This window comes from Fluviirhizobium alvei (genome assembly GCF_030551875.1).
Taxonomy (GTDB): Bacteria; Pseudomonadota; Alphaproteobacteria; order Rhizobiales; family Rhizobiaceae; genus Rhizobium_E; species Rhizobium_E alvei.
The window spans coordinates 255,731-276,477 of the sequence record NZ_JAUOZU010000007.1; the positions used below are offsets into that span (position 1 = coordinate 255,731).

General features: G+C 57.9%; 22 protein-coding genes and 1 tRNA gene. 7 read left to right on the plus strand and 16 right to left on the minus strand.

Annotation, left to right across the window (positions count from 1 at the left end; all coding sequences use genetic code 11):
- Positions 1 to 233 precede the first annotated feature (233 nt).
- From Q4481_RS10475 to Q4481_RS10505, 7 genes are all read right to left on the minus strand, one after another.
- Positions 234 to 1,100, minus strand: coding sequence for a DUF6161 domain-containing protein (locus Q4481_RS10475; RefSeq protein ID WP_304376583.1), 867 nt, complete (start codon positions 1,098 to 1,100; stop codon positions 234 to 236).
- A 358-nt stretch (positions 1,101 to 1,458) separates the two neighbouring features.
- Positions 1,459 to 2,229 (minus strand): ChbG/HpnK family deacetylase, encoded by a 771-nt coding sequence (locus Q4481_RS10480; protein ID WP_304376298.1) that lies wholly within the window; start codon positions 2,227 to 2,229, stop codon positions 1,459 to 1,461.
- Positions 2,213 to 3,718 (minus strand): glycosyltransferase family 39 protein, encoded by a 1,506-nt coding sequence (locus Q4481_RS10485; protein ID WP_304376299.1) that lies wholly within the window; start codon positions 3,716 to 3,718, stop codon positions 2,213 to 2,215. Before Q4481_RS10485 ends, Q4481_RS10480 begins: the two co-directional genes overlap by 17 nt.
- Before the next feature lie 49 nt (positions 3,719 to 3,767).
- Positions 3,768 to 4,739: a glycosyltransferase family 2 protein gene (locus tag Q4481_RS10490; RefSeq protein WP_304376300.1), complete on the minus strand. Its 972-nt coding sequence runs from the start codon at positions 4,737 to 4,739 to the stop codon at positions 3,768 to 3,770.
- Positions 4,736 to 5,134, minus strand: coding sequence for a GtrA family protein (locus tag Q4481_RS10495; RefSeq protein ID WP_304376301.1), 399 nt, complete (start codon positions 5,132 to 5,134; stop codon positions 4,736 to 4,738). The genes Q4481_RS10490 and Q4481_RS10495 overlap by 4 nt, the downstream gene beginning before the upstream one ends.
- Positions 5,135 to 5,426: 292 nt before the next feature.
- Entirely contained in the window at positions 5,427 to 7,379 is a 1,953-nt protein-coding gene (locus tag Q4481_RS10500; protein WP_377353914.1) for a putative bifunctional diguanylate cyclase/phosphodiesterase, read from the minus strand.
- A gap of 258 nt (positions 7,380 to 7,637) precedes the next feature.
- A tRNA-Arg gene (locus Q4481_RS10505) sits at positions 7,638 to 7,714 on the minus strand.
- Between the two features lie 226 nt (positions 7,715 to 7,940).
- Between Q4481_RS10505 and Q4481_RS10510 the strand changes: the two genes are divergently transcribed.
- The gene (locus Q4481_RS10510) at positions 7,941 to 8,903 is read left to right on the plus strand and encodes a sulfotransferase domain-containing protein (RefSeq protein WP_304376303.1); all 963 of its coding nucleotides are present in this window, start codon (positions 7,941 to 7,943) and stop codon (positions 8,901 to 8,903) included.
- A 6-nt stretch (positions 8,904 to 8,909) separates the two neighbouring features.
- Here Q4481_RS10510 and Q4481_RS10515 read toward each other — a convergent pair whose 3' ends face one another.
- Positions 8,910 to 9,683: a crotonase/enoyl-CoA hydratase family protein gene (locus tag Q4481_RS10515; RefSeq protein WP_304376304.1), complete on the minus strand. Its 774-nt coding sequence runs from the start codon at positions 9,681 to 9,683 to the stop codon at positions 8,910 to 8,912.
- 138 nt (positions 9,684 to 9,821) lie between these two features.
- Here Q4481_RS10515 and Q4481_RS10520 point away from each other — a divergent pair, with 138 nt between their 5' ends.
- Positions 9,822 to 10,289: a MarR family winged helix-turn-helix transcriptional regulator gene (locus Q4481_RS10520; RefSeq protein ID WP_304376305.1), complete on the plus strand. Its 468-nt coding sequence runs from the start codon at positions 9,822 to 9,824 to the stop codon at positions 10,287 to 10,289.
- 21 nt (positions 10,290 to 10,310) lie between these two features.
- Here the strand turns inward: Q4481_RS10520 and Q4481_RS10525 are convergent, their stop codons facing one another.
- Together Q4481_RS10525 and Q4481_RS10530 are read right to left on the minus strand one after the other, a co-directional pair.
- Positions 10,311 to 11,378, minus strand: a complete 1,068-nt coding sequence (locus Q4481_RS10525; protein ID WP_304376306.1) for a Gfo/Idh/MocA family protein — start codon at positions 11,376 to 11,378, stop codon at positions 10,311 to 10,313.
- A complete protein-coding gene (locus Q4481_RS10530) occupies positions 11,375 to 12,160 on the minus strand; it encodes a ThuA domain-containing protein (protein WP_304376307.1) in 786 nt (261 codons plus the stop codon). Before Q4481_RS10530 ends, Q4481_RS10525 begins: the two co-directional genes overlap by 4 nt.
- A 205-nt stretch (positions 12,161 to 12,365) precedes the next feature.
- Here Q4481_RS10530 and Q4481_RS10535 point away from each other — a divergent pair, with 205 nt between their 5' ends.
- Both Q4481_RS10535 and Q4481_RS10540 read left to right on the plus strand, forming a co-directional pair.
- The gene (locus tag Q4481_RS10535; protein WP_304376308.1) at positions 12,366 to 12,773 is read left to right on the plus strand and encodes a group II truncated hemoglobin; all 408 of its coding nucleotides are present in this window, start codon (positions 12,366 to 12,368) and stop codon (positions 12,771 to 12,773) included.
- Positions 12,770 to 13,132, plus strand: coding sequence for a DUF423 domain-containing protein (locus tag Q4481_RS10540; RefSeq protein WP_304376309.1), 363 nt, complete (start codon positions 12,770 to 12,772; stop codon positions 13,130 to 13,132). The genes Q4481_RS10535 and Q4481_RS10540 overlap by 4 nt, the downstream gene beginning before the upstream one ends.
- Before the next feature lie 19 nt (positions 13,133 to 13,151).
- On the opposite strand, the gene Q4481_RS10545 is transcribed toward Q4481_RS10540, so the two are convergent.
- The 5 genes from Q4481_RS10545 to pobA all read right to left on the minus strand — a co-directional run bounded on the left by Q4481_RS10545 (position 13,152) and on the right by pobA (position 15,813).
- Positions 13,152 to 13,526 carry a DUF8817 family protein gene (locus Q4481_RS10545; protein ID WP_304376310.1) on the minus strand — a complete coding sequence of 125 codons (375 nt, stop codon included), beginning with the start codon at positions 13,524 to 13,526 and terminating at the stop codon, positions 13,152 to 13,154.
- Positions 13,527 to 13,529: 3 nt separating this feature from the next.
- Positions 13,530 to 13,844, minus strand: coding sequence for a heme-degrading protein HmuQ (gene hmuQ, locus Q4481_RS10550; protein WP_304376311.1), 315 nt, complete (start codon positions 13,842 to 13,844; stop codon positions 13,530 to 13,532).
- 17 nt (positions 13,845 to 13,861) lie between these two features.
- Positions 13,862 to 14,074: a hypothetical protein gene (locus Q4481_RS10555; RefSeq protein ID WP_304376312.1), complete on the minus strand. Its 213-nt coding sequence runs from the start codon at positions 14,072 to 14,074 to the stop codon at positions 13,862 to 13,864.
- Positions 14,075 to 14,097: 23 nt separating this feature from the next.
- A complete protein-coding gene (locus tag Q4481_RS10560; protein WP_304376313.1) occupies positions 14,098 to 14,493 on the minus strand; it encodes a DUF2325 domain-containing protein in 396 nt (131 codons plus the stop codon).
- Positions 14,494 to 14,643: 150 nt separating this feature from the next.
- Complete coding sequence (gene pobA / locus Q4481_RS10565; protein ID WP_304376314.1) at positions 14,644 to 15,813, minus strand: 4-hydroxybenzoate 3-monooxygenase; 1,170 nt, start codon at positions 15,811 to 15,813, stop codon at positions 14,644 to 14,646.
- 144 nt (positions 15,814 to 15,957) lie between these two features.
- Here pobA and Q4481_RS10570 point away from each other — a divergent pair, with 144 nt between their 5' ends.
- The 3 genes from Q4481_RS10570 (at position 15,958) to preA (ending at position 19,693) form a co-directional block, all read left to right on the plus strand.
- Positions 15,958 to 16,845 (plus strand): helix-turn-helix domain-containing protein, encoded by an 888-nt coding sequence (locus tag Q4481_RS10570; RefSeq protein ID WP_304376315.1) that lies wholly within the window; start codon positions 15,958 to 15,960, stop codon positions 16,843 to 16,845.
- 179 nt (positions 16,846 to 17,024) lie between these two features.
- Positions 17,025 to 18,356, plus strand: a complete 1,332-nt coding sequence (locus Q4481_RS10575; RefSeq protein ID WP_304376316.1) for an NAD(P)-dependent oxidoreductase — start codon at positions 17,025 to 17,027, stop codon at positions 18,354 to 18,356.
- A 23-nt stretch (positions 18,357 to 18,379) separates the two neighbouring features.
- Positions 18,380 to 19,693, plus strand: coding sequence for an NAD-dependent dihydropyrimidine dehydrogenase subunit PreA (gene preA, locus Q4481_RS10580; RefSeq protein ID WP_304376317.1), 1,314 nt, complete (start codon positions 18,380 to 18,382; stop codon positions 19,691 to 19,693).
- 137 nt (positions 19,694 to 19,830) lie between these two features.
- Here the strand turns inward: preA and Q4481_RS10585 are convergent, their stop codons facing one another.
- A complete protein-coding gene (locus tag Q4481_RS10585; protein ID WP_304376318.1) occupies positions 19,831 to 20,706 on the minus strand; it encodes a TolB family protein in 876 nt (291 codons plus the stop codon).
- Between the last annotated feature and the right edge of the window lie 41 nt (positions 20,707 to 20,747).

A 20,747-nucleotide genomic window follows, 5' to 3' on the forward strand; every position in this document is an offset into this window, starting at 1 on the left:
TGCGTTGAGCAAGTTTAGAGAAACCTGGCAAGCACCTTGATTTGCATTCGAGCCAGTCTAGCGACCGACTTGGCGTGAACTGCCAGAATTCCAGATCCGCAGAGCAACAACTTACAGCCCGCAAAATCAATGTGCCGCCCGACATCCCGGAAAGCATCAGGCGCGAATTTGGCGATGGTCGCGATTGACAACGACGCCCGCCGGCGAAGATCGGCGGGCTTTGATCGATACCACTATCTAGGTTGATTGCCAGCGGCCTTTAATAAATCCGCAATCGCGAAGGGCTCCCCTCCGTCATTCGCGTGCCCCGGCATAGCGCGAAACAGCGCCTCTAGGACAATTGCTCTATCCGAGTTAGTTCCTTCATCTTGTTCAACCAAGTATAGATATGTTTCGAGCATTGCATGACGCTGCTCGCTGTCATCCAGCAAAATCAGCGTTCTTGCATTGTATCTGATCAACAATTTTATAATCCAAATATATAGAGCAATTGGCAACGTGACGACAACCAATCTTCCTAACGCTATTACGTATACTAAACCACCGGCAATATCTTTACCGGACGCCACTTCCAACATTTCGGCTTCAATATTATTTAAGAATTGTAGTATTTGAAAATTTGCAGTAGCGATAAAAATTATTGGGCATATCAAAAATACTGCTATAATAATTGAAGAATTTCGAAATGAATCTCGAAATTTCAGTGACCTTGTCGTCCACAATTTTCTTGCTTTCTCCAGCTTCAATTTCTCTAAGACACTGTTCTTAAACCCTTCGATATCCGTTTCTACATTGATAATAGTTTGATTAATATTTGAACTCTTGTTCTCAAGTGAGGATAACTCTGCTTGGGCGCTGGACACGGATTGCGAGATATTTTCTACAAGCCCGTCAAGCTTTGCGAGACGAATTTGCGATTGATCTAAAGCGCTTCTTACTAAATTCGGCACTTCTTCTTCAATTTTGGCGTAAATCATTCTGTTGATTTCCGCTCTAAATTCATCCTCAAAATTGTTGTTAGGATTTAACAGGCCCGGGCTAGCACCAGTAAGGAGTTGTTGCAGCTTGTTGAGCGGATTAGCGTATTGCGAGATGTCCATTGCCACCCAAGACTCCATCAATTGCGCGTCAAATACGGCTCAATCACGACTCAGCGCCATATGCAATTTTAGCTTGAATGTTGATCGCCTTCACTAGCATTGGAGTGCAATGCAGGGGTATTTTTGCTGGCGCAACTCGATTTGTGCTTTTGGATAGCCTCTTGGTCCGTTTCCAACTTTCGCGCGTCCACAAAGCCGCAAGCAAAGCTTGCTACAAAGCGGCGTTTCATCAAATAATGAAAATGTAATAATATCATGTATTTATGATGCTTTAGTTTGGAGATTTCCAGTTTTTAATCCTCTCTAGTACTACCATTTTTCCAGCAAAATCCATGCGTCCGGATCGATCAGCCGGTCTTCAACCCACCTGCGACAGCATCACCGCTTCGACCTTCCTGCTGCCGGGATCGTGGCCCGGACATTGGCACGGATCGTCAACGGCGCCCGGATGGACCATCATCAGGCAATCGTCTTTTCGTCGCGCAAGCAGCCTCGGCAGCCATCGGGCAACGGCGTCCGGCCGGTCCAGTCTCAGAAAGCCGGAAAAATCGCTGTTGATCCGCCAATGTTTGCGGGCGAAGACAGCTCTCGCCTGCCATGCCATTGCGGCGACCACCAGGACCTTGAGCCCACCTGCCCGCACATTGAGGATCAGCCCCGGGAGATGGGCCGGAAGCGGAACACGCATCCATGTCCCTTCCTCCCTCGGCAGATCGGCCGCAAAAGCAGCGATCCCCGGCAGGCAATGACAATGCTGGTGACCGTCATAATAATCCGGCAGCGTTCCGAAGAGCTTGCGGAACGCCTCCGTTTGCCGGACGAGTTCGGTTCGCGCCCAGTCGGGAGCCTTGCCCAGCAGACATTCCCGCATCAGTGACGAAAGCGGCGCATGCGCCGACATGGCGGCAAACGGATGCGTGAGATTGAGGTGGAGCCCGACCTTTGCGCCCTTCTCTCTGAGCGCCTTCAAGGCGCTGACATCGGCCATGTCCATGTCCCCGTCGATCATGACGGAGGTTCCGTCGATCCGGCCGCTCGCCAAAAGAGACAGGATCACGCGGTCATGTCCACGACCAAGGCCGAAATCGTCAGCGATTGTGAGCGCGATCGCGTCAGCCTGGCCAGACATAGACAACCGCCATTTCAAACGGGACCTTGTGCGGAAAACGCACACCAGTCCGCCGTGTTTCAAGGATGGCTTCCGCACTGTTGAGACCGACGGTCGTCGCCCAGTTCATCGCCTCTTTGAGACAGTCGCGATCGACATTCCCGACAGGCTCCAGCGAGCAGATGATCACGCCGGCCTCCTGACGCCAGTTGGTGCGGGGCGGATAGTAGGATGGCATCCGGTCGGGCAGGTTTGGCAAAGCCTCGACCGCACCATCGGAAAAGAACGCGAGATTTGCGGCGCTGTTGCCCTTGGCCGTCCAGGACAGGGGCAAGGCCGAACGTTTGGACCAGTTGGCAAGAATGGCGGCCGCCGCTTCCTCATTCGGCACATAGAAGCCGGGCCTGCCCTTGAGGCCCTGAACCGCGCCAATTGCCAGACCGGCCACGATCATGAGCGGCCAGAGGAAGCGGAACGCCGACACGAGCTGCGCCGAGCGAACCGCAAGCATCTGCGGCGGAACGTTCGTTGCGATATAGAGCGTGAAGGCAAAACCGATCGGAATCGCCCAGGGCATCGAGAGTTCGACAAGGCCAACGACGGAAAAAAGGATCGTCGTCAGCCAGGGACCGAGCGCCGCAAACAAGAGCAATCCCGGCACGAAACGGGGCGAGAGGATTTGCCGGATGCGCCCAGCCAAGGAGCCGCGCGCGAGAAAGGCAAAGGCAACCAGAAGCGGGATCGGCCAATAGATGAGCGGGGCAGCCAGGAACTTCAGGATGTATTTGACATGCTGCCCTGCGGTGTCGTCGGTGCCCTGTTCGCTGGCATAGGCGAGTGCTTCGGAATGCGTCACGAGCCAGTAAAGATGCGGCGCAGAGGCAAGCAGGAAAACAGCCACGGCCAGCCAGGGCGTGGCCGTTCGCCAGATCCCGCGCTGGGATGGCAGGAACGCATAGGCAAACAACGGAAGCAGCAGAACAATGGAGTAATATTTGCTCAGCATCGCGATTGCGGCCAGCACCCCGAACGCAGCCGCATGCACTCTGCGACTTTCCGTTCTGCCATCCAGCGCCTTCGCAAAAGCCCAGACCACCCAGGGCCAGACCGACAGGCAGATTGCATTCATGTTCAGTTTGCCGGGCAGCGTCAGATAGGGAAGCGCCAGCACCGTCAAAGCCAGCGCCAGCGAAACGGCAGGTTCGCTCATTTTGAGCGCGCGACCGAGAGCCACGATCCCGTACAGCGCGATGGCGAGATTGATGGCGGACAGGAAATAGAACGAGGCAACCGATTTGGGAGCCGCCAGGAACCAGAGTTTTGCCATCCACGGCAGAAATTGCGGATGTTTGTCGGACCCCAGAAGCCAGTGCTGCGACCAGGCATAGACTTCGACCATATCGCCATAGCTATCGAGCGTGCTCTTGGCACTGATCGTCATCACCCACCAGACCAGGCAGTGAATGAGGATAAAGACGGATGGCCTTGACCAGATAGACTTGGGCGACACAGGCAACTCTTTCAACTAGGGAAATGCAGGGGCAACAGACGCAGAGGATTTATTGCGATGGCCTGCCGTCACCCGTCACCTGATTGTCGTCGGCAATCACGTAGCTCGGCCGTCGTTTGACCTCCGAGACGATCTTGCCGACATATTCCCCGATCAGGCCGAGAAACACCATCTGCAGACCGCCGAAAAAGGAAATCAGCGTCAGGATCGAGGCAAGGCCAATGCTGCTGGAGGGGAAGAACAGACGTTCGATGATGATATAGAGGCCATAAAGACCGCTGAAACAGGCGATCAGCAGCCCGGCAAACGCCATGATCCGGAGCGGCGCCGTCGTGAAACTGGTCATGGCATCGAAGGAGAGCGCAAGCAGACGCAAGGAGCTGAAGCTGGATTGGCCGCGTTCGCGCTCGACATGGGGGAGCGGGATGCCGCGTTGCGAGAAGCCGACCCAGCCGTAAAGCCCCTTCATGAACCGTTCGCTCTCGGGCAACATGCGCAAGGCATTGGCGTAACGCTGGCTGATCAGCCGGAAATCGCCGGCATTCTCGGTCATCTGGAAGCGCGAACCCTGGTTCATGATCCTGTAGAAAATCCGGCTCAGAGCCGCCTTTGCGACACCGTCGCTGACCCGTCGCGATTCCTTGTAGGCATAGACGGTGTCGACCTTTTCGTCGCGCCAGATCCGGACCATCTCCTCGATCACTTCCGGCGGATGCTGAAGATCGGCATCCATCATGATGATGGCGTCGCAATCGGTTGCGGCATCGATGCCTGCGGTCAGCGCAGCCTCCTTGCCGAAATTGCGCGAGAACCGCAGAAGCCGGGCCTTGCGACCGCCAAAATCGAGCTGCCGCAGAAGATCGTAGCTATTGTCCCGGCTGCCATCATCCACGAAAACATAGCGGACCTCCATGCCATATTCGGCTTCGAGCCGACGCGCGATCGCGTCGAGACGCTCGATCAGCATCTGAAGATTGGGCGTCTCATTATAGACGGGCACGATGATCGACAGGGACGTCATGGGCGATCTTTCAGGAAGATGAAGGCGGAGGAAATTCCGAAATTGATGATCGAGACGGCAACGATGGCGACGATGACCGCGATCTCGGTCGACGCTCCCCAGGCCATCAGTCCATTCAGAACCACGAAGCGGAGACCGAAGACAAGGACCGTCAACAGGGCAAAGCGCCCGTAGCGCACAAGCGCACCCTTTTCGGCTACACGGAAGGTGATGTGATCGTGGTAGAGAAAGACGACAAGGGAGCTCACAACCATGGCCAGGACAAGGGCGACGCCAGGCGACAGACCATAGTGATTGTGCAGAGAGAGGGTGATGAAATAATCGATGATCGCCCCCAGAAGCGAACCGCCCCCAAACACGATAAAGCTCTTGAGCTTGGCTAAGAGATGCCACATCGTCAGAACGGTCCGTTCAGAACAGTCGAGTTGAGCAACGTTTGCTGCAGAAACGTGGCAAAGGAGAAAGCCGCAAGTCCGGAAATGCTCCGCACCGCGCCCGGATCCTGCATTTAAATAATGCGCAGTCCGGAATCAATCCGCTGCGCGTAGGGTTCGTCTGGCGAGGCCCAAAAGGGAGGTCAAGACGCGTTCAGGGCGCGGGTGCGCAGGTGCGATCGCAGCCGTTATGTTTAAAGCGCCGGCGAAACCTTTAGCCGTAACGGGATGAATGAATATTGCTCCTGAGCCATCAGACGGCGATCTTGCTGTCCTCGCGGCTGGTTCGAGCCGCAAATTCCATCGCCTGCTCCTCCGGCAGCGGAGGCGAGAAGAGATAACCCTGAACGCTGGTGCCGCCCAAGGCTTTGAGTGCTTCGAGTTCTTCTTCCGTTTCGACACCCTCGATCACGCAATCCAATCCCATGTCGGCACTGAGGGTCAGGAGAGATTTGACGATTTTGTAACTTGCGGGGCTCTGGTGCAGGTTCGTGACGAAACTCCTGTCGATCTTGAATTTCGTCAGGGGCAGCGCATGCAGCCGAGTGAGGCTCGAATAGCCGGTTCCGAAATCGTCGAGCGAGATTCCGCAACCAAGGCGCCGCAAGGTCTCGACGGATTGCGTCACCTGCTCGAAGTCGTGGGTGAAGGCGGTTTCCGTAATCTCGAGGTCAAGCCGTTTCGGATCGAAGCCGCTGGTCTCGATGATGCCGATAATCGCCAGAACACCATCGGCAGCATTCAGGTCATGCGCAGACAGGTTGAACGAGAGGCGCAAAGGCGCATCCCATGAGATGGCTGCATCAAGTGCCTTCCGGAAAAGGGGCCGCGTCAGCGAGCCAATCATGCCGGCCCTCTCAGCGATCGGGATGAAGCTCGCCGGAGACACTTTCCCCAAAGTCGGGCTATCCCATCGCGCCAGCGCTTCAAACCCGATCGTCGAGCCGTCGCGGATATCCACGATGGGCTGAAAAACAACCGAGAGCTCTTTTTCCAGATCGGCCTGCTTCAGCACACTTTCAATCCGGGCCTCAAGGTTGATCTGATGTTCATGGTCGGTATTGAAGAGAACAGCACCACCACGCAATCTCTTCTTGGCGTGGTAGAGCGCGTAGTCGGCCCGGTCAAAAAGCTGTTCGCGGTTCAGGGCCAGGTCGGGAAAGACGGCGATCCCCATGGACGCCGAGACATGGACCGTGCCTTCCGGCATCGGATACGGCTCCCGCAACCGCGCAGACACCCTGTTCGCATTTATGACGAGCTGCGCATCCTCAGGCGGCAGCGCTGCAATGATCGCAAATTCGTCACCACCCAATCTGTAGGGTGTGCTGGCGGTCAAAGTGTTGGACAGGCGATTGGCGACCTCGATCAGGAGACGATCGCCGACCGAATGACCGTAAAGGTCATTGACGGGTTTGAAGCCATCCAGGTCCATGACCCCGAGCGCCAGGCGGTTTCCGCTCGCCCGCGCCTTTTCCAGTTCGTATTCTAGGTCCGCAAAGAAGGCGCGCCGGTTTGCGAGACCCGTGAGGCTGTCGAGATTGGCGAGCCTGAAATTCTCGCAACTCAGCGCGTCACTCCGCTGCTTTGCAACCACCATGCTTTCGAAGTTCCGGTAGTTGGTCAACAGAATGGTCATCATCCCTGCGCACACCAGAAGGATATTGATCGCTATCGCGACGAATGTTGGCTGCGCCGTCGAGACGAAGAAAGCAATAAAGGCACCGTTGACAATCAGCGTCACGATGAAGGCGGCCGAGCGGACATACATCAGACAGAAGATGCAGGATATGACGGTGATTGCCATGTAAAAGGCAACATGCGAGCGCGTGTAGGCGTCGCCATAGGGAATGAGGGCGAAGGACCAGAGCGTAAAGGCAACCGCGATCAAACCTGCGAGACGGTTGGTACGCTGAAGTGCGGCATGGGCAAATTCGGGTGATGGCGTAACATTTCTGGTCCGGAACCAGAAGAGCACGCGAAGGAGGCAGCCGAATGTCAGTACGGATGGCACGCCGATCGTCAGCCACACTGGGGCGAGGCTGACATGGGTCATGGCGAGTGCCCAGGTGCTAGACAGCAGAATGAAATACATCATCGGCATCTGACGGGTAAAAGCCCGATACTGAGCTTTGAGAAGCTCAGGATTTTCGCTCTGTACCGACATGAAGTCTCGGATTCTGCGTTGTATAATCTTGAAATTCATAGGCCCGCCCATCGCCAGATGAACGTTTCCTAACATACAGGTCCTTACAATCGTGGAAATCAGTACGGTTAATCAAAGGCAACCAGTCTGACCGGCTCAAAGGCAGGCAATCCACCACGTTCGCCGTTGATCTTGCATCTCCCTTGGCGTTCACTTCGGCAACGAAAATGTCAGGCGCAAGCGCAACCGAGCCGGCGTATTTCCGTGTCAGCCAAATCCCTGAGGAATAAACTATTCAATTATTTCAATGAAGTGTTTTGGCGCACCCGACAGGATTCGAACCTGTGACCTTTGGAATCGGAATCCAACACTCTATCCAGCTGAGCTACGGGTGCGCATGCCGGTTGCCGCACGAAGCAGCACGACAGCCCTCCTTTAGCCTAGAGCTTTGATGCCATCAATGGCAAAATTCAGTTCCATCCAACCAAAACGCTTTTTCCACGGACCGTGGCGAGATCCGATCCGGCTTCGGCCCGGCATGGGACCTGACCGCCTTTGTCCCTAGGTTCGGGCAAGTCAGGCATGCGAGAGATGCGGCATCATCGAGAAAGAGTGCCGACCATGCCGCAAAACATCATCTGGCTCGCAAGCTATCCGAAATCGGGCAACACCTGGCTGCGCGCCTTCATCAGTTCGATCCTGGGTCTCGGCACTATCAATGACAAGGGCGCGTTTGCCCGCTTTACCTCGACCTGCAACTCGTCGGAAGCCCGTGCGCTTTTTTATGGCGATCAGCCGATGCCGGAAGTATTGCCCGACATGGCCTGGCGGGCGCCGCTGCAGCGGCAGATTTCCGCCCGCGTGGGCGCTTCCCGTCATTTCTGCAAGACCCACAGCCGCTTCGGCACCATTGATGGCAACCCGCTCATTGCTCCGGATGTTTCGCTGCGCGCCGTGGTGATTGTCCGCAACCCGATCGATGTCGCGGCTTCCTTTGCCAATTACATGACGACGACGCCGGAGATGGGGATCAAGCTGATTGCCAACCCCTTCATGACGCTGTCGAACCGCAACCGTTCGCATTACATGATCAGCGTTGGCAGCTGGGATCTCAACGTCCTGTCCTGGCTGACCCAGTCCGAAATCCCGGTCTTCCTCATGCGCTATGAGGATATGTATTTCGACAAGGAAACGGCGTTCGGCAACTTTGCCCGCCAGGTGCTGGGCATCCGCGACCAGGCCAAGATCGACAAGGCAATCGAGGAAAGCGATTTCGGCCGCCTGCAGGCCCGCGAGCAGGAAGTCGGCTTCCGCGAGAACATCTCAAGCGTCAATCCCTTCTTCTGGCGCGGCTATCCCTATCATGCGCTCGAGATCTATGACGAAGCGCAGCGGCAGGCGATCTGGGATCGGCACCGCATTGTCGCCGAAGCGCTTGGCTATCGCTACGATGGCAAGACGATCACGCTTGAAGCGCCCGACATGGCGCCGCTCCACGCCTACCGCCAGCAGCTTCTCGGCCTGATCGACGCGCCTTATGCGCTGCCGCCCGAACTGATGGCCGTGGCCAACAAGGGCAGCTGACAGCAATCAGCTGAAGTTCGGCTTGCGCTTTTCGAGGAACGCCTTGAGCCCTTCGCGAGCATCGGGTCCCGTCTGGCAGATCGCTGCCGTCAGGCTCTCGACATGCAATCCGTCCGAACGGCCCATGTCTGAGATCCGCGAAATGCTCTGGATCACCATCTGATTGATCAGCGAGGAATTGGACGCGATGTTGGTCGCAAGCGTCTTTGCGGTCGCTAGCCCCTCGCCTTCGCCGACGAGATAATGCGCCAGACCGAGCCGTACTCCCTCTTCGCCGCCATAGATGCGACCGGTCAGCATCATTTCTGTCATCCGGTCCGGCCCGATGATCCGGGAAATGCGGGCCGTTGCGCCACCGCCGACGAAAATGCCGCGCTTGCCTTCCGGCAGCTGGAACTTGACGGTCGGATCGGCAACCCGAACATGCGTAGCCGCGGCAATTTCAAGACCGCCGCCCATCACTGCACCTTCCATGACGGAAACGATCGGCAGACCGCCGAACTGCATTTTCTCCATCACACCATGCCAATGGCGGGAATGGGCAAAAACGGCCGTCGCATCCCGTTCCACCGCTTCGGAAAGATCGAGACCAGCGGAAAAATTGCCGCCTGCGCCATGGATCACCGCCACGCGCACGCCAGCCGGCGGCGTTGAAAAGAAAGCATCGAGCTCCGCTAGCGTTCTGTCATTGATCGCGTTACGCTTCTCCGGACGCGAAAAGGTCAGGATTGCGATCGATCCTTCGACAGAGATCGCGATGTTGGGGGTCTGCTCGCTCATCTTTCCTCCCGCCGGTTTCAGTCCGGTTCAATATAGTTATGCAATATAACTTTCTCGACAGATCCGCAAGCAGATGGTTTGCGTTAAAAGCAATTATTCCCTATAGCATTTTGAACAACCAGACGACGGGACGGGACGATGGCCGTTTTCGAACAGGACGAAATGCAGAATGACGGCCGCAGGATCGATTTCTCGATTCTGGTCGAAGCCATCGGCTACCAGCTGCGGCGCGCCCAGCTCACCGTCTTCCAGGACTTTCACGAATCCTTTGCCAACGAGGGTCTGCGCCCGGCGGATTTTTCCGTGCTGCTGGTGGTTTCGGCCAATCCCGGGTTAAAACAGAGCGAAGTTGCCGAAGCGCTTGGCATCCAGCGCGCCAATTTCGTGGCGATCGCCGACAGTCTCGAACAGCGCGGACTGGCAGAACGCCGTAAATCCGAAACCGATCGCCGTGTGCAGGCGCTTTATCTCACCGAACGCGGCGAAGAATTTGCCCGCGGTATGTTGCGCACCTGGCGCATCCACGAAGACAGGCTGGTGGAAAAACTCGGCGGCCCCGCCGAACGGGACCGCCTGCTGGAGCTGCTGGGCCGCATCACCCGATAGTCGAAGAACAGCGCCGCCCGCTCAGAGCGACAGTTCGCGCCGTTCCCTTTCGGTAATGAAAGCCAGGTCGAGCGCCTTCTGCAGCTGCGCCGCATGGCGGAAATCCGGCTCGCCGTTGCGTCCCGTGCGCACCGCATCGATGAAGCGCTGGTAGTTGGTCGGCGTCACCCCGGCATCGAGATCCTCCCAGACTGCCGTTTCGACATTGGCGCCGACCGAGGCCTTCAACCAGGATCCTTTGGTCGTGTGCAGCACTTCAATGCCACCCTTGTCGCCATAGATGCGCAGCTTCAGATCGTTGAGATGTCCGGCCGCCCAGCGCGTCGCATGGATGACGCCCAATGCGCCGTTGGCAAAATCGACCGACATGGTGAAACTGTCATTGGCATCCAGCCTGTAGTCGCCGATCCGGCCGCCCTCGACCTTGTCGAAGGTCTTCAGACGGCCGAACACATGATAGATCTCGAGCCCTGCGCCATAGGAGGCGAAGTCGAGGATGTGGATGCCAATGTCGCCCAGCACGCCGTTTGAACCATGCGCACTCGAAAGACGCCAGAGCCACTGGCTTTCCGTCCGCCAGTCGCCCCACTGTTTCGAGATCAGCCAACTTTGCAGATAGGAGGCTTCGACATGCTTGACTTGGCCGATCTCACCGGCCTGCACCATGGAACGGGCTTTCTGCAGCGGTGCCACATTGCGATAGGTGAGATTGACCATGTTGATGAGGCCCGCGCGTTCGGCAGCCACAGTCATCTCCATCGCTTTGTCGTAATTCTCCGCCAGCGGCTTTTCGCACAGCATGTGCTTGCCTGCTGCAACCAGTTGCATCGTGGTCGGGTAATGGGCCCGATCCGGCGTCACATTGGTAACGGCATCGAATTCACCCCAGGCAATGGCAGCCTCAAGTGAGGTGAAGGTGCGGGCGATCGCATGTTTGGCGGCAAAGGCATCGACGCGGGCCTGGTCGACATCGACCGCGGCCACCATCTCGACACCATCGATTGCCGCGAAGGCTTCGGCATGGCTGTTCGCCATGCCTCCGGTGCCCAGAACCAGAAGGCGAACAGGCTTCTTCGTTGCTGCGCTCACTTGAAGCCCTCCTCGCCGGCTTCGTGCAGGGTCGGCCCCTTCTGCACGATCGGTTCGAGCGCCTTTTCGACCGGCACATTCGGCGCATCGTGAACGCTCGTCAGGGCCGGCATCGGGTTATGCGCCCATTTGACCCCGTTGGTGATGACCTTCATGACCATCGGATGATGGTAGGTCGGGTAGGTTTCGTGTCCGGGGCGGAAATAGAAGATATTGCCGGCGCCGCGCCTCCAGGTCATGCCGGAGCGAAACACTTCGCCGCCCTCGAACCAGGAAATGAACACCGTTTCCAATGGTTCCGGCACCGAGAAATGTTCGCCATACATTTCCTCGTTGTCGATCACGAAATGCTCCGGAATTCCGCTTGCGATCGGATGGCCGGGATTGACGGTCCAGATCCGCTCGCGCTCGCCGGCCTCGCGCCATTTGAGCGCGCAGGGCGTGCCCATAAGCCGCTTGAAGATCTTCGAGAAATGGCCGGAATGCAGCACGATCAACCCCATGCCTTCATAGACCCGGCGGGCGACCCGCTCGACGATCTCGTCGGCCACCGCACCATGATCCCTGTGTCCCCACCATAAAAGCACATCCGTTTCGGCCAATCGCGCCTCGGTCAATCCATGCTCGGCTTCCTGAAGGGTCGCGGTGCTAGCCGAAATGCCGCCATCGGCGTTCAGTGCCGATGCGATCGTCGTATGCATCCCATCCGGATAGAGGCCGGCAACAACCGTGTTCACTCTCTCGTGGATGTTTTCGCCCCAGACCAGCGCGCGGATCGTCATAGATATCTCCTCCAAATTTTGAAAGCGCTTTCAATTTATCGATACGTTAATTGGCAATTTCCCGCATCGCAAGGGCTATTTTTCGCGTTTGAATTCGCCTGCCGCCGCCTCCATGACGAGCGCTTTAAAAACCACGGACTGCGGAGCAAATGCCGCATTGACCGCCCAACGCAGGCCCTTTATCAGCGATTGACCGGAGGCCAAGATGTCGGAAGAGACAATTACCCTGTACGAAGCGATTGGCGGCGATGCCACCATTCGCAAGCTGACGCGCCGTTTCTACGAGTTGATGGATACATTGCCGGAGGCAAAGGCCTGTCGTGATGTTCATCCGCCCAGTCTCGCCGGCTCCGAACAGAAACTTTACGAATATCTGACCGGCTATCTTGGCGGTCCGCAGCTCTATATCGAGAAATACGGCCATCCGCGCCTGCGGGCTCGTCATTTTCCCGCAGCAATCGGACCCGAAGAAAGAGACGGCTGGATCCTCTGCTTCCGGCAGGCGCTTGCCGATACGGTCGAGCATCCCAAGCTGCGCGAGATCATCTGGGATCCGATCGAGCGCCTTGCCCACCATATGCAGAACCGCGACGAAAACGGAGGGCCGGCATGACGGCTGGGTTCGCGCGCCTGACACTCTTTCTCGCCGGATTGATCGGGGCTGCCGGCGTCGCGCTCTCGGCCATGGCGGCCCATGGGGCGGATCCGCATCTCATCGGCACGGCGGCCAGCATCTGCCTCGCGCATGCCCCTGCCCTGCTTGGCCTTTATGCAGGCTTCGACAGGATCCGGACTGCAGTGCCTGCAAGTCTGCTGATCGGCCTCGGCTGCCTTCTGTTTGCGGGTGATCTTCTCTACCGGACCGAAGCCGGGCAAGGCCTGTTCCCGATGTCGGCACCGACCGGCGGCACCATGATGATCCTGGGCTGGGTCATTCTCGCCATCGGCGCGCTACTTCCGGCGCGCCGCTGAACGAAATACAGAACGGGGCTCAGGCTTTCGGAATCCGCCCGAATTTCAGAATATTGCCGTGCGGATCCCAGACATAGAATTCCTCCATGTTCCAGGGGCGCAGAAGCATGGGTGAGAGTTTCTCAGCACCCCGTTCAGTGAACTCCGCATGGAGGCGGTCAATCCCGCCGCCACGGATGTAGACACCGGAATTCTCGCAGAGATGCCTGTCGTCGGTTTTCCAGAAGTGGATCTCGATCCTGCCTCCGAGGAAATCCCGTCGGAGGATGAGGTAGGTTTCATCCCGATAGACGGTCTCGTCGAAACCCAGCCGGTCCCGGTAAAAAACCTCCGTCTCCTCAATAGCGAGAGACGGAAGCATCGGCAAAACCTCGACCCGATCATCCTGCTCCATCAATCAGACGCCTTCGATCGTATTGAAGCCTTCGAAGACAGGTGGTCCGACATAGAGATCGCGGCTGGCGCCGGCATTCTTGTGCGCCTGACGGAAATTCTCCGATCGCGTCCAGTTCACAAAATCCTCTTCCGTCTTCCAGCTCGTATGCGACGAGAAGAGCGTGTAGCCATCCTCGGCAAAGGTCTTGCCGCGCAGAAGCAGAAATTCGATATAGCCCGGCATTTCATGCAGGCTCGAACTGCGGTTCTTCCAGATGGATTCGAATTCCGCTTCCCGCCCGACGGCGACCTTGAAGCGGTTCATGGCGATATACATGGGAGCTTCCTCGATAGTCAGTTGCGTCCCTGAGCGGGACGCCGGAACGCTACGACATTGTCGCCAGCGTTGCCAGTCAGAACCTTCCTTTTTTTCTCAACTTTTTCGCCGGCATGGAGAATGATCACCTGATCGTTGAACATCTGCCGGCGTTCGGCAATCGCGGCCAGAAGTTCCGGCACCAGTCCGTCACCACGTTCGGCCGCCAGCTTGTGCAGGCCAATCATCATGAAATCATCTCTTGTCAGGTCGCTCATTGTCGCGCGCGCTCGCTCATTTCCTGTAGAGCCCGCTCGAACGAGGATTTGGAACCGTTACGCAATGGCACGAAAGACGTGCCGGTTTTCTTGCACCCGGTCTTCACCCGCAGGCAGGCATCATGGCTGATACAGTCGATCGGGCAGAAGACGCATTCGACTGACGGAAGCACGGTATCGATGCGGGAAACGGCTTCGCGCAGGCCACCATCGTGATGGATCAGTTCGGCACCGAAATTCTCGGCGATCTGGCGCAAATGGGCGACCTGGCAATCCCGACCGCCGACATAAAGAATGGCGCGCCCATTGAGGCGCGCAGCCTCGCGTGGCTTGCTCGTCTCCTCAACAGTCTTCGCCTGCGCCGTCGGGCGATTGCGATTCTTCTTGGCCATCTGTCCATCCCTGCATCTTGCCGCGCCCTTCATCGGCGCCGTGGGAAGACAGATACATAACTTGATAAAAAGAGTAAAGATTAAACTTGATGATTATAGTCAAGAAAAACGGCACCCAATCGGGCGCCGTTTTTCTCGATCCGGACGGGATCAGTAAGGCAAGCCGACATAGTTTTCGGCCATCGACGTCTGCGCCGCCGTGGAGGAAGACAGATAGTCGAGTTCCGCTTCCTGCACCTTCTGACCGAACTCGCCTTCAGCCGGGAACCGATGCATCAGCATCGTCATCGACCAGGAGAAGCGCTCGGCCTTCCAGATGCGGCTCAAGGCCCGCTGCGAGTAAGCGTCGACGCCAGCCGTCTTCTTGTCCGCATAAAATTCCTGCAGACCTTCAAACAGATAATGCACGTCAGACGCCGCAAGATTGAGCCCCTTGGCACCGGTCGGCGGCACGATGTGGCCGGCATCACCGACCAGGAACAGCGAGCCGAAACGCAGCGGCTCGGCCACGAAGGAGCGAAGCGGCGCGATCGACTTCTCGATCGACGGACCGGTCTGCATCGCCTCGGCGACATCGGCCGGCAGCCGGCGACGGATCTCATCCCAGAACGCATCGTCAGACCATTCTTCCACCTTGTCGGTGAGCGGCACCTGAACGTAATAACGCGACCGGGTGAGCGAGCGCTGCGAGCAGAGCGCAAAACCACGCGCGTGATTCGCATAGATCAGCTCGTGATGCACCGGCGGCACGTCGGCGAGAATGCCGAGCCAGCCAAACGGATAGACCTTCTCGTAGTTCTGGATGCCCTTGTCCTGCACCGACGCGCGGCAGACGCCATGATAACCGTCGCAGCCGGCGATGAAATCGCAGTCGATCCGGTGCGTCACGCCATCCTTCTCATAGGTGACATAGGGCTTGGCGCTGTCGAAATCGTGCGGCGTCACGTTGGCCGCATCATAGATCGTCTTGCCGCCGGTCGCATCGCGATGATCCATCAGATCGCGCGTGAGTTCGGTCTGGCCATAGACCATCACCGAGGTTCCGGTGAGTTCCTTGAGCCGGATACGGTGGCGGCGGCCCGAAAACGACAGTTCGAACCCGTCGTGAATGAGGCCTTCCTTGTGCATACGCACACCAGCTCCCACCCTGTCGAGCAATTCGACAGCACCGACTTCGAGAACGCCGGCGCGAATGCGGCCGAGAATATAGTCGCGGTCGACGCGATCGAGGATCACATTGTCGATGCCGGCGTTGGACAGCAATTGACCGAGAATGAGGCCCGACGGACCAGAGCCGATGATGCAGACTTGAGTGCGCATGGTTTTCCTCCCCATGATTGGCATCCGGCGGTTCGGGTTATGGCGCCGGATTTCTGGCAAATGATAAGTCGTGACCGGGGCTTGAAGAATGCAGTTTTCAATCATAAACTTGCACTTTCCGAACATGACGGAGGATCCCCATCAATGTCGCGACCGAAAGCGAAGGTCCCCACCTACGGTCTTTATGGCGAGGATGATGCGCGATCGCCCGACTTCTGGATCCATGCCGAATCCATCGCTTCGCGCAGCCAGCTCTACAATTGGGAAATCCGTCAGCACCGGCATGAGAGTTTCTTCCAGATCCTGCAGGTCAGGAACGGAACCGGCGATGCCGCGCTGGGCGAGCGCCGCGAACGGCTGAGCCCCGGCACCATTGTTACCGTCCCCGAAAAACTCACCCACGGCTTCCGCTTTTCGCATGATATCGATGGCCAGGTGATCACGCTCATGACATCCCGCCTGCCGGCTCGGCGGCCGGGTTCGGGCTGGCGGTCACTGATGTCGCAGCCGTCAGTGACAAGGTTGACCGCAGGCTCCGGCGATGGCGATTATCTGGCGACGACCCTCGATCGGATCGGCGACGAACTTGCCGTGGGTTTCGGCGCACGATCGAGCCTGATCGAGGCCTATGTCGAGATCGTGCTGACGCTCCTGGCATCCCGCGAGCCTGGGTCCGACATGACCGCGAGCCGTGATAAAAGCCGGATCGACCAGCTCAACGACCTCATCGGCGCCCATTTTCGCCAGCACTACCCCGTCGAATTCTATGCCGGCGAGATCGGCGTCTCGCCCACCCATCTCAACCGCATCTGCCGCAACGAAACCGGCCGTTCCATGAACGAACTGCTCAAGGACAGGATCATGAGTCAGGCGAGACGCGACCTCGTTTTCACCTTCATGACAGCGCAGGAAATTGCCTGGGATCTTGGATTTTCCGATCCCGCCTACTTCACCCGCTTCTTCACCCGCGAAGCCGGAGTGACACCGCGCCAGTTCCGCGAACAGGAACGCCGGCAACTGGGCGAGATCTGATCTGGGTTCCACCTCATCTCCCCCGACCGGCAGATCCCGAACACACGGCATTTCTCGACTTTTTGAGGCAAGTTTAGAGCCGTTAAAAAATCTTCGGCCGGAAAAGTTTTACCGTTTGATAAATTTTTTTCCTTTGTTATCCTCCCTCCATAAACAAGAAAACCAGAGGGAACTGCACGATGGCCAATCTCGCACCCGGAATCCATCATGGGCGGCTGACGCCCGAGGAATACGAGGCGAATTTCTCCGACCTTCACCCGGTCTTCGACAAGCACGAGGCGCTCGTTGCCTCGGATCGCTGCTATTTCTGTTATGACGCGCCGTGCATGACGGCCTGTCCCACCTCCATCGATATTCCGCTGTTCATCCGGCAGATATCGACGGGCAACGCGATCGGCGCCGCCAAGACCATTTTCGACCAGAACATTCTGGGCGGCATGTGCGCCCGCGTCTGTCCCACCGAAACTCTGTGCGAACAGGCCTGCGTGCGCAACACCGCCGAAGAGCGTCCGGTCGAAATCGGCCGCCTCCAGCGCTATGCGACTGACAAGGCCATGGACGCCGGCAAGCAGTTCTACAAGCCAGCTCCTTCGACCGGCAAGACGATCGGTATCGTCGGCGCTGGTCCGGCGGGTCTCGCCTGCGCCCATCGCCTCGCCATGAAGGGCCATGCGGTTACCATTTACGACGCTCGCCCGAAGGCTGGCGGCCTCAACGAATATGGTATTGCCGCCTACAAGGCCCCCAACGACTTTGCTCAGCGTGAGGTCGACTACATTCTCGGCATCGGCAATATCGACATTTTCGACGGCCAGATGCTCGGCCGCGATTTCACGCTCGATGATCTCAAGAAGAAGCATGATGCCGTGTTTCTCGGCATCGGCCTCGGAGGCGTCAATGCGCTCGCCACCACCGGCGATCACGTCAATGGCGTCATGGATGCGGTGGAATTCATCGAAACCCTGCGCTCTGCCGACAGCAAGGCCGATGTGCCGGTCGGTCGCCGCGTCGTCGTCATCGGCGGCGGCATGACGGCCGTCGATGCCGCGATCCAGTCCAAGCTGCTCGGCGCCGAAGAGGTGACAATCTGCTATCGCCGCGGCAAGGAGCAGATGAACGCATCCGAATATGAGCAGGATCTCGCGGCATCGAAGGGCGTTCTGATCCGCCATTGGGTCAAGCCGAAGGAGATCTTCCACAAGGATGGCCATGTCTCCGCGATCGAGCTTGAATATACCCATATCGAGGATGGCGCGCTCAAGGGCACCGGTCACACGATCACGCTTGCCTGCGACCAGGTTCTGACCGCCATCGGCCAGAAACTCGACGTTACCGGCATCGAAAGCCTCAAGATCGAAGGTGGCAAGATCGCCATCGACGAAGAAGGCCGCACGACGCTTTCCGGCGTCTGGGCCGGCGGCGATTGTGCCCAGGGAGGAGACGACCTCACAGTATCAGCCGCCGCGATGGGTCGCGACGCTGCCGAATCCATCCACAAGGCTCTGGCCTGATTTCGTGCGCGAGGAGCAATTCCATGGCTGATATCCGTAACAATTTCGTTGGCATCAAATCCCCCAACCCGTTCTGGCTCGCATCCGCGCCGCCGACCGACAAGGCCTACAATGTCGAACGTGCCTTCAAGGCCGGCTGGGGTGGCGTTGTCTGGAAGACGCTCGGCTCGGAAGGTCCGCCGGTCGTCAATGTCAATGGCCCGCGCTATGGCGCCATCTGGGGCGCTGACCGTCGCCTGCTCGGCCTCAACAATATCGAGCTGATCACCGACCGCCCCCTGCAGGTGAACCTGCAGGAAATGAAGCTGGTGAAGAAGAACTGGCCCGATCGCGCCCTCATCGCCTCGATCATGGTGCCCTGCGAAGAGGACGAATGGAAGGCCATCCTGCCGCTCGTCGAAGAGACCGGCGCCGATGGGATCGAGCTCAATTTCGGCTGTCCGCACGGTATGAGCGAACGCGGCATGGGTGCCGCCGTCGGCCAGGTGCCGGAATATGTCGCCATGGTGGTGCGCTGGTGCAAGCAATATACCCGCATGCCGGTCATCACCAAATTGACACCCAACATCACCGATATCCGCCGCCCGGCCCGCGCCGCGCACGAGGCCGGCACCGATGCCGTGTCGCTGATCAATACGATCAACTCTATCACCGGCGTTGATCTCGACACCTGCTCGCCGACCCCGTCGATCGACGGCAAGGGCACCCATGGCGGCTATTGCGGCCCGGCCGTCAAGCCGATCGCCATGAACATGGTGGCGGAAATCGCCCGCGACCCGGCGACCCATGGCCTGCCGATCTCCGCCATCGGCGGCGTGACGACCTGGCGCGATGCGGCCGAATTCATGATGCTCGGCGCCGGCAATGTGCAGGTCTGCACCGCCGTCATGACCTATGGCTTCAAGATCGTCGAGGAAATGATCACCGGGCTTGAGAACTGGATGGACGAGAAGGGGTATGCCACCCTCGATGATTTCCGCGGCCGCGCCGTGCCGAACGTCACCGACTGGCAGTATCTCAACCTCAATTACATCGCCAAGGCCCACATCGACCAGGACGCCTGCATCAAGTGCGGTCGCTGCCACATCGCCTGCGAGGACACGTCCCACCAGGCCATCACCTCGATGCTCGATGGCCAGCGCCATTTCGAGGTCATCGAAGAGGAATGCGTGGCCTGCAACCTCTGCATCAATGTCTGCCCGGTCGAAAACTGCATCACCATGGTGCAGCAGGCGCCCGGCACCACCGACAAGCGCACCGGCAAGGTCGTCTCCGACAGCTACGCCAACTGGACCACGCACCCCAACAACCCGATGGCCAAAGAGGCTGCGGAGTAATCCGTCACTGCCGTCATGCTCGGGCTTGTCCCGAGTATCTGACCATGGTGCAACAGGCGTGACGCAAATAACAGCTTCCCCTCCCCCGCAAGGGGGAGGGGTTAATCCCCTAGAACCCTTCTCTCACCATCTGGGTCTCAACAGGCGCAACGCCCTAAATAGTCTCTTGATAGACTTGAATCGTACAACGGATAGGCGACATAAGCCAACCGGCGGCTATCGGGAGCCCAGGAGTTGACGTTTATCGTTCCCTGACCGCCGAAAAAGGCCGCAAGATCATGCGGTTCTCCGCCATCGGCCGCCATCAGACGCAAAATGACATCCTTGTCGGCGGGGTGTCCAAGCGTTCCGGAAGGATAGCTGAGATAGACCATATGCGCGCCATCCGGCGACAGATGCGGAAACCAGTTGACCCGTTTATCGAACGTGAGTTGCTCGATTGCGGATCCATCCGGTCGCATACGGAAAATCTGCGAATGGCCCGGTTGCAACGCCTCTCTTTCGGAATTGAAGTAAATCCAACGGCCGTCTGGCGTGAATTCTGGCCCATCATTGGGCCTGTCGATATCGCTCAAACGCAGATCAGCTCCGCCGACGGAAGGAATGGTGAAGAGATTGATGCGCCTGTCGTTGCCTTCACCTTCCACAGCAACGTAGGCAAGTGTCGTTCCGTCCGGCGAAATCCCATGGAGATAATAGTGAAACGGCGACGAATGATGGTTGGAAACGCGCCTTGGCATACCTCCTGTTACCGGCACCGCATAGAGATGCCCATCATCGGAACTGACATAGAGTTCAGCCCCATCCGGGGACAGGATATGGTCGTTATTGAGGTCGTCCAGATCACCGGTGTCGATACGCACGGGTAAGCCTTTCCCGTCAACAGCAATTCTGAAGATCTCACCCCCGGCATTGAAAATCAGGAATGACCCATCTGGCGTCCAGTTCGGAGCTTCGATTAGTTCGGAGCTAGAAAAAACCACCTCCGACTCTCCAGTCATGACATCGATCACGCGAAGTTCCGACCGCTGGCCATATCTCAGAGACCTGCCCC

Excerpts from the sequence above, each read along its gene's own strand:
- Q4481_RS10475 (WP_304376583.1), bottom strand. The coding sequence starts at position 1,100 with ATGGACATCTCGCAATACGCTAATCCGCTCAACAAGCTGCAACAACTC.
- pobA (WP_304376314.1), bottom strand. The coding sequence starts at position 15,813 with ATGCGCACTCAAGTCTGCATCATCGGCTCTGGTCCGTCGGGCCTCATT.
- Q4481_RS10500 (WP_377353914.1), bottom strand. The coding sequence starts at position 7,379 with ATGAATTTCAAGATTATACAACGCAGAATCCGAGACTTCATGTCGGTA.
- Q4481_RS10495 (WP_304376301.1), bottom strand. The coding sequence starts at position 5,134 with ATGTGGCATCTCTTAGCCAAGCTCAAGAGCTTTATCGTGTTTGGGGGC.
- hmuQ (WP_304376311.1), bottom strand. The coding sequence starts at position 13,844 with ATGTATATCGCCATGAACCGCTTCAAGGTCGCCGTCGGGCGGGAAGCG.
- Q4481_RS10515 (WP_304376304.1), bottom strand. The coding sequence starts at position 9,683 with ATGAGCGAGCAGACCCCCAACATCGCGATCTCTGTCGAAGGATCGATC.
- Q4481_RS10520 (WP_304376305.1), top strand. The coding sequence starts at position 9,822 with ATGGCCGTTTTCGAACAGGACGAAATGCAGAATGACGGCCGCAGGATC.
- preA (WP_304376317.1), top strand. The coding sequence starts at position 18,380 with ATGGCTGATATCCGTAACAATTTCGTTGGCATCAAATCCCCCAACCCG.
- Q4481_RS10545 (WP_304376310.1), bottom strand. The coding sequence starts at position 13,526 with ATGGAGCAGGATGATCGGGTCGAGGTTTTGCCGATGCTTCCGTCTCTC.
- Q4481_RS10530 (WP_304376307.1), bottom strand. The coding sequence starts at position 12,160 with ATGACGATCCGCGCGCTGGTCTGGGGCGAAAACATCCACGAGAGAGTG.
- Q4481_RS10555 (WP_304376312.1), bottom strand. The coding sequence starts at position 14,074 with ATGATGATTGGCCTGCACAAGCTGGCGGCCGAACGTGGTGACGGACTG.
- Q4481_RS10535 (WP_304376308.1), top strand. The coding sequence starts at position 12,366 with ATGTCGGAAGAGACAATTACCCTGTACGAAGCGATTGGCGGCGATGCC.
- Q4481_RS10560 (WP_304376313.1), bottom strand. The coding sequence starts at position 14,493 with ATGGCCAAGAAGAATCGCAATCGCCCGACGGCGCAGGCGAAGACTGTT.
- Q4481_RS10570 (WP_304376315.1), top strand. The coding sequence starts at position 15,958 with ATGTCGCGACCGAAAGCGAAGGTCCCCACCTACGGTCTTTATGGCGAG.
- Q4481_RS10540 (WP_304376309.1), top strand. The coding sequence starts at position 12,770 with ATGACGGCTGGGTTCGCGCGCCTGACACTCTTTCTCGCCGGATTGATC.
- Q4481_RS10490 (WP_304376300.1), bottom strand. The coding sequence starts at position 4,739 with ATGACGTCCCTGTCGATCATCGTGCCCGTCTATAATGAGACGCCCAAT.
- Q4481_RS10510 (WP_304376303.1), top strand. The coding sequence starts at position 7,941 with ATGCCGCAAAACATCATCTGGCTCGCAAGCTATCCGAAATCGGGCAAC.
- Q4481_RS10575 (WP_304376316.1), top strand. The coding sequence starts at position 17,025 with ATGGCCAATCTCGCACCCGGAATCCATCATGGGCGGCTGACGCCCGAG.
- Q4481_RS10480 (WP_304376298.1), bottom strand. The coding sequence starts at position 2,229 with ATGTCTGGCCAGGCTGACGCGATCGCGCTCACAATCGCTGACGATTTC.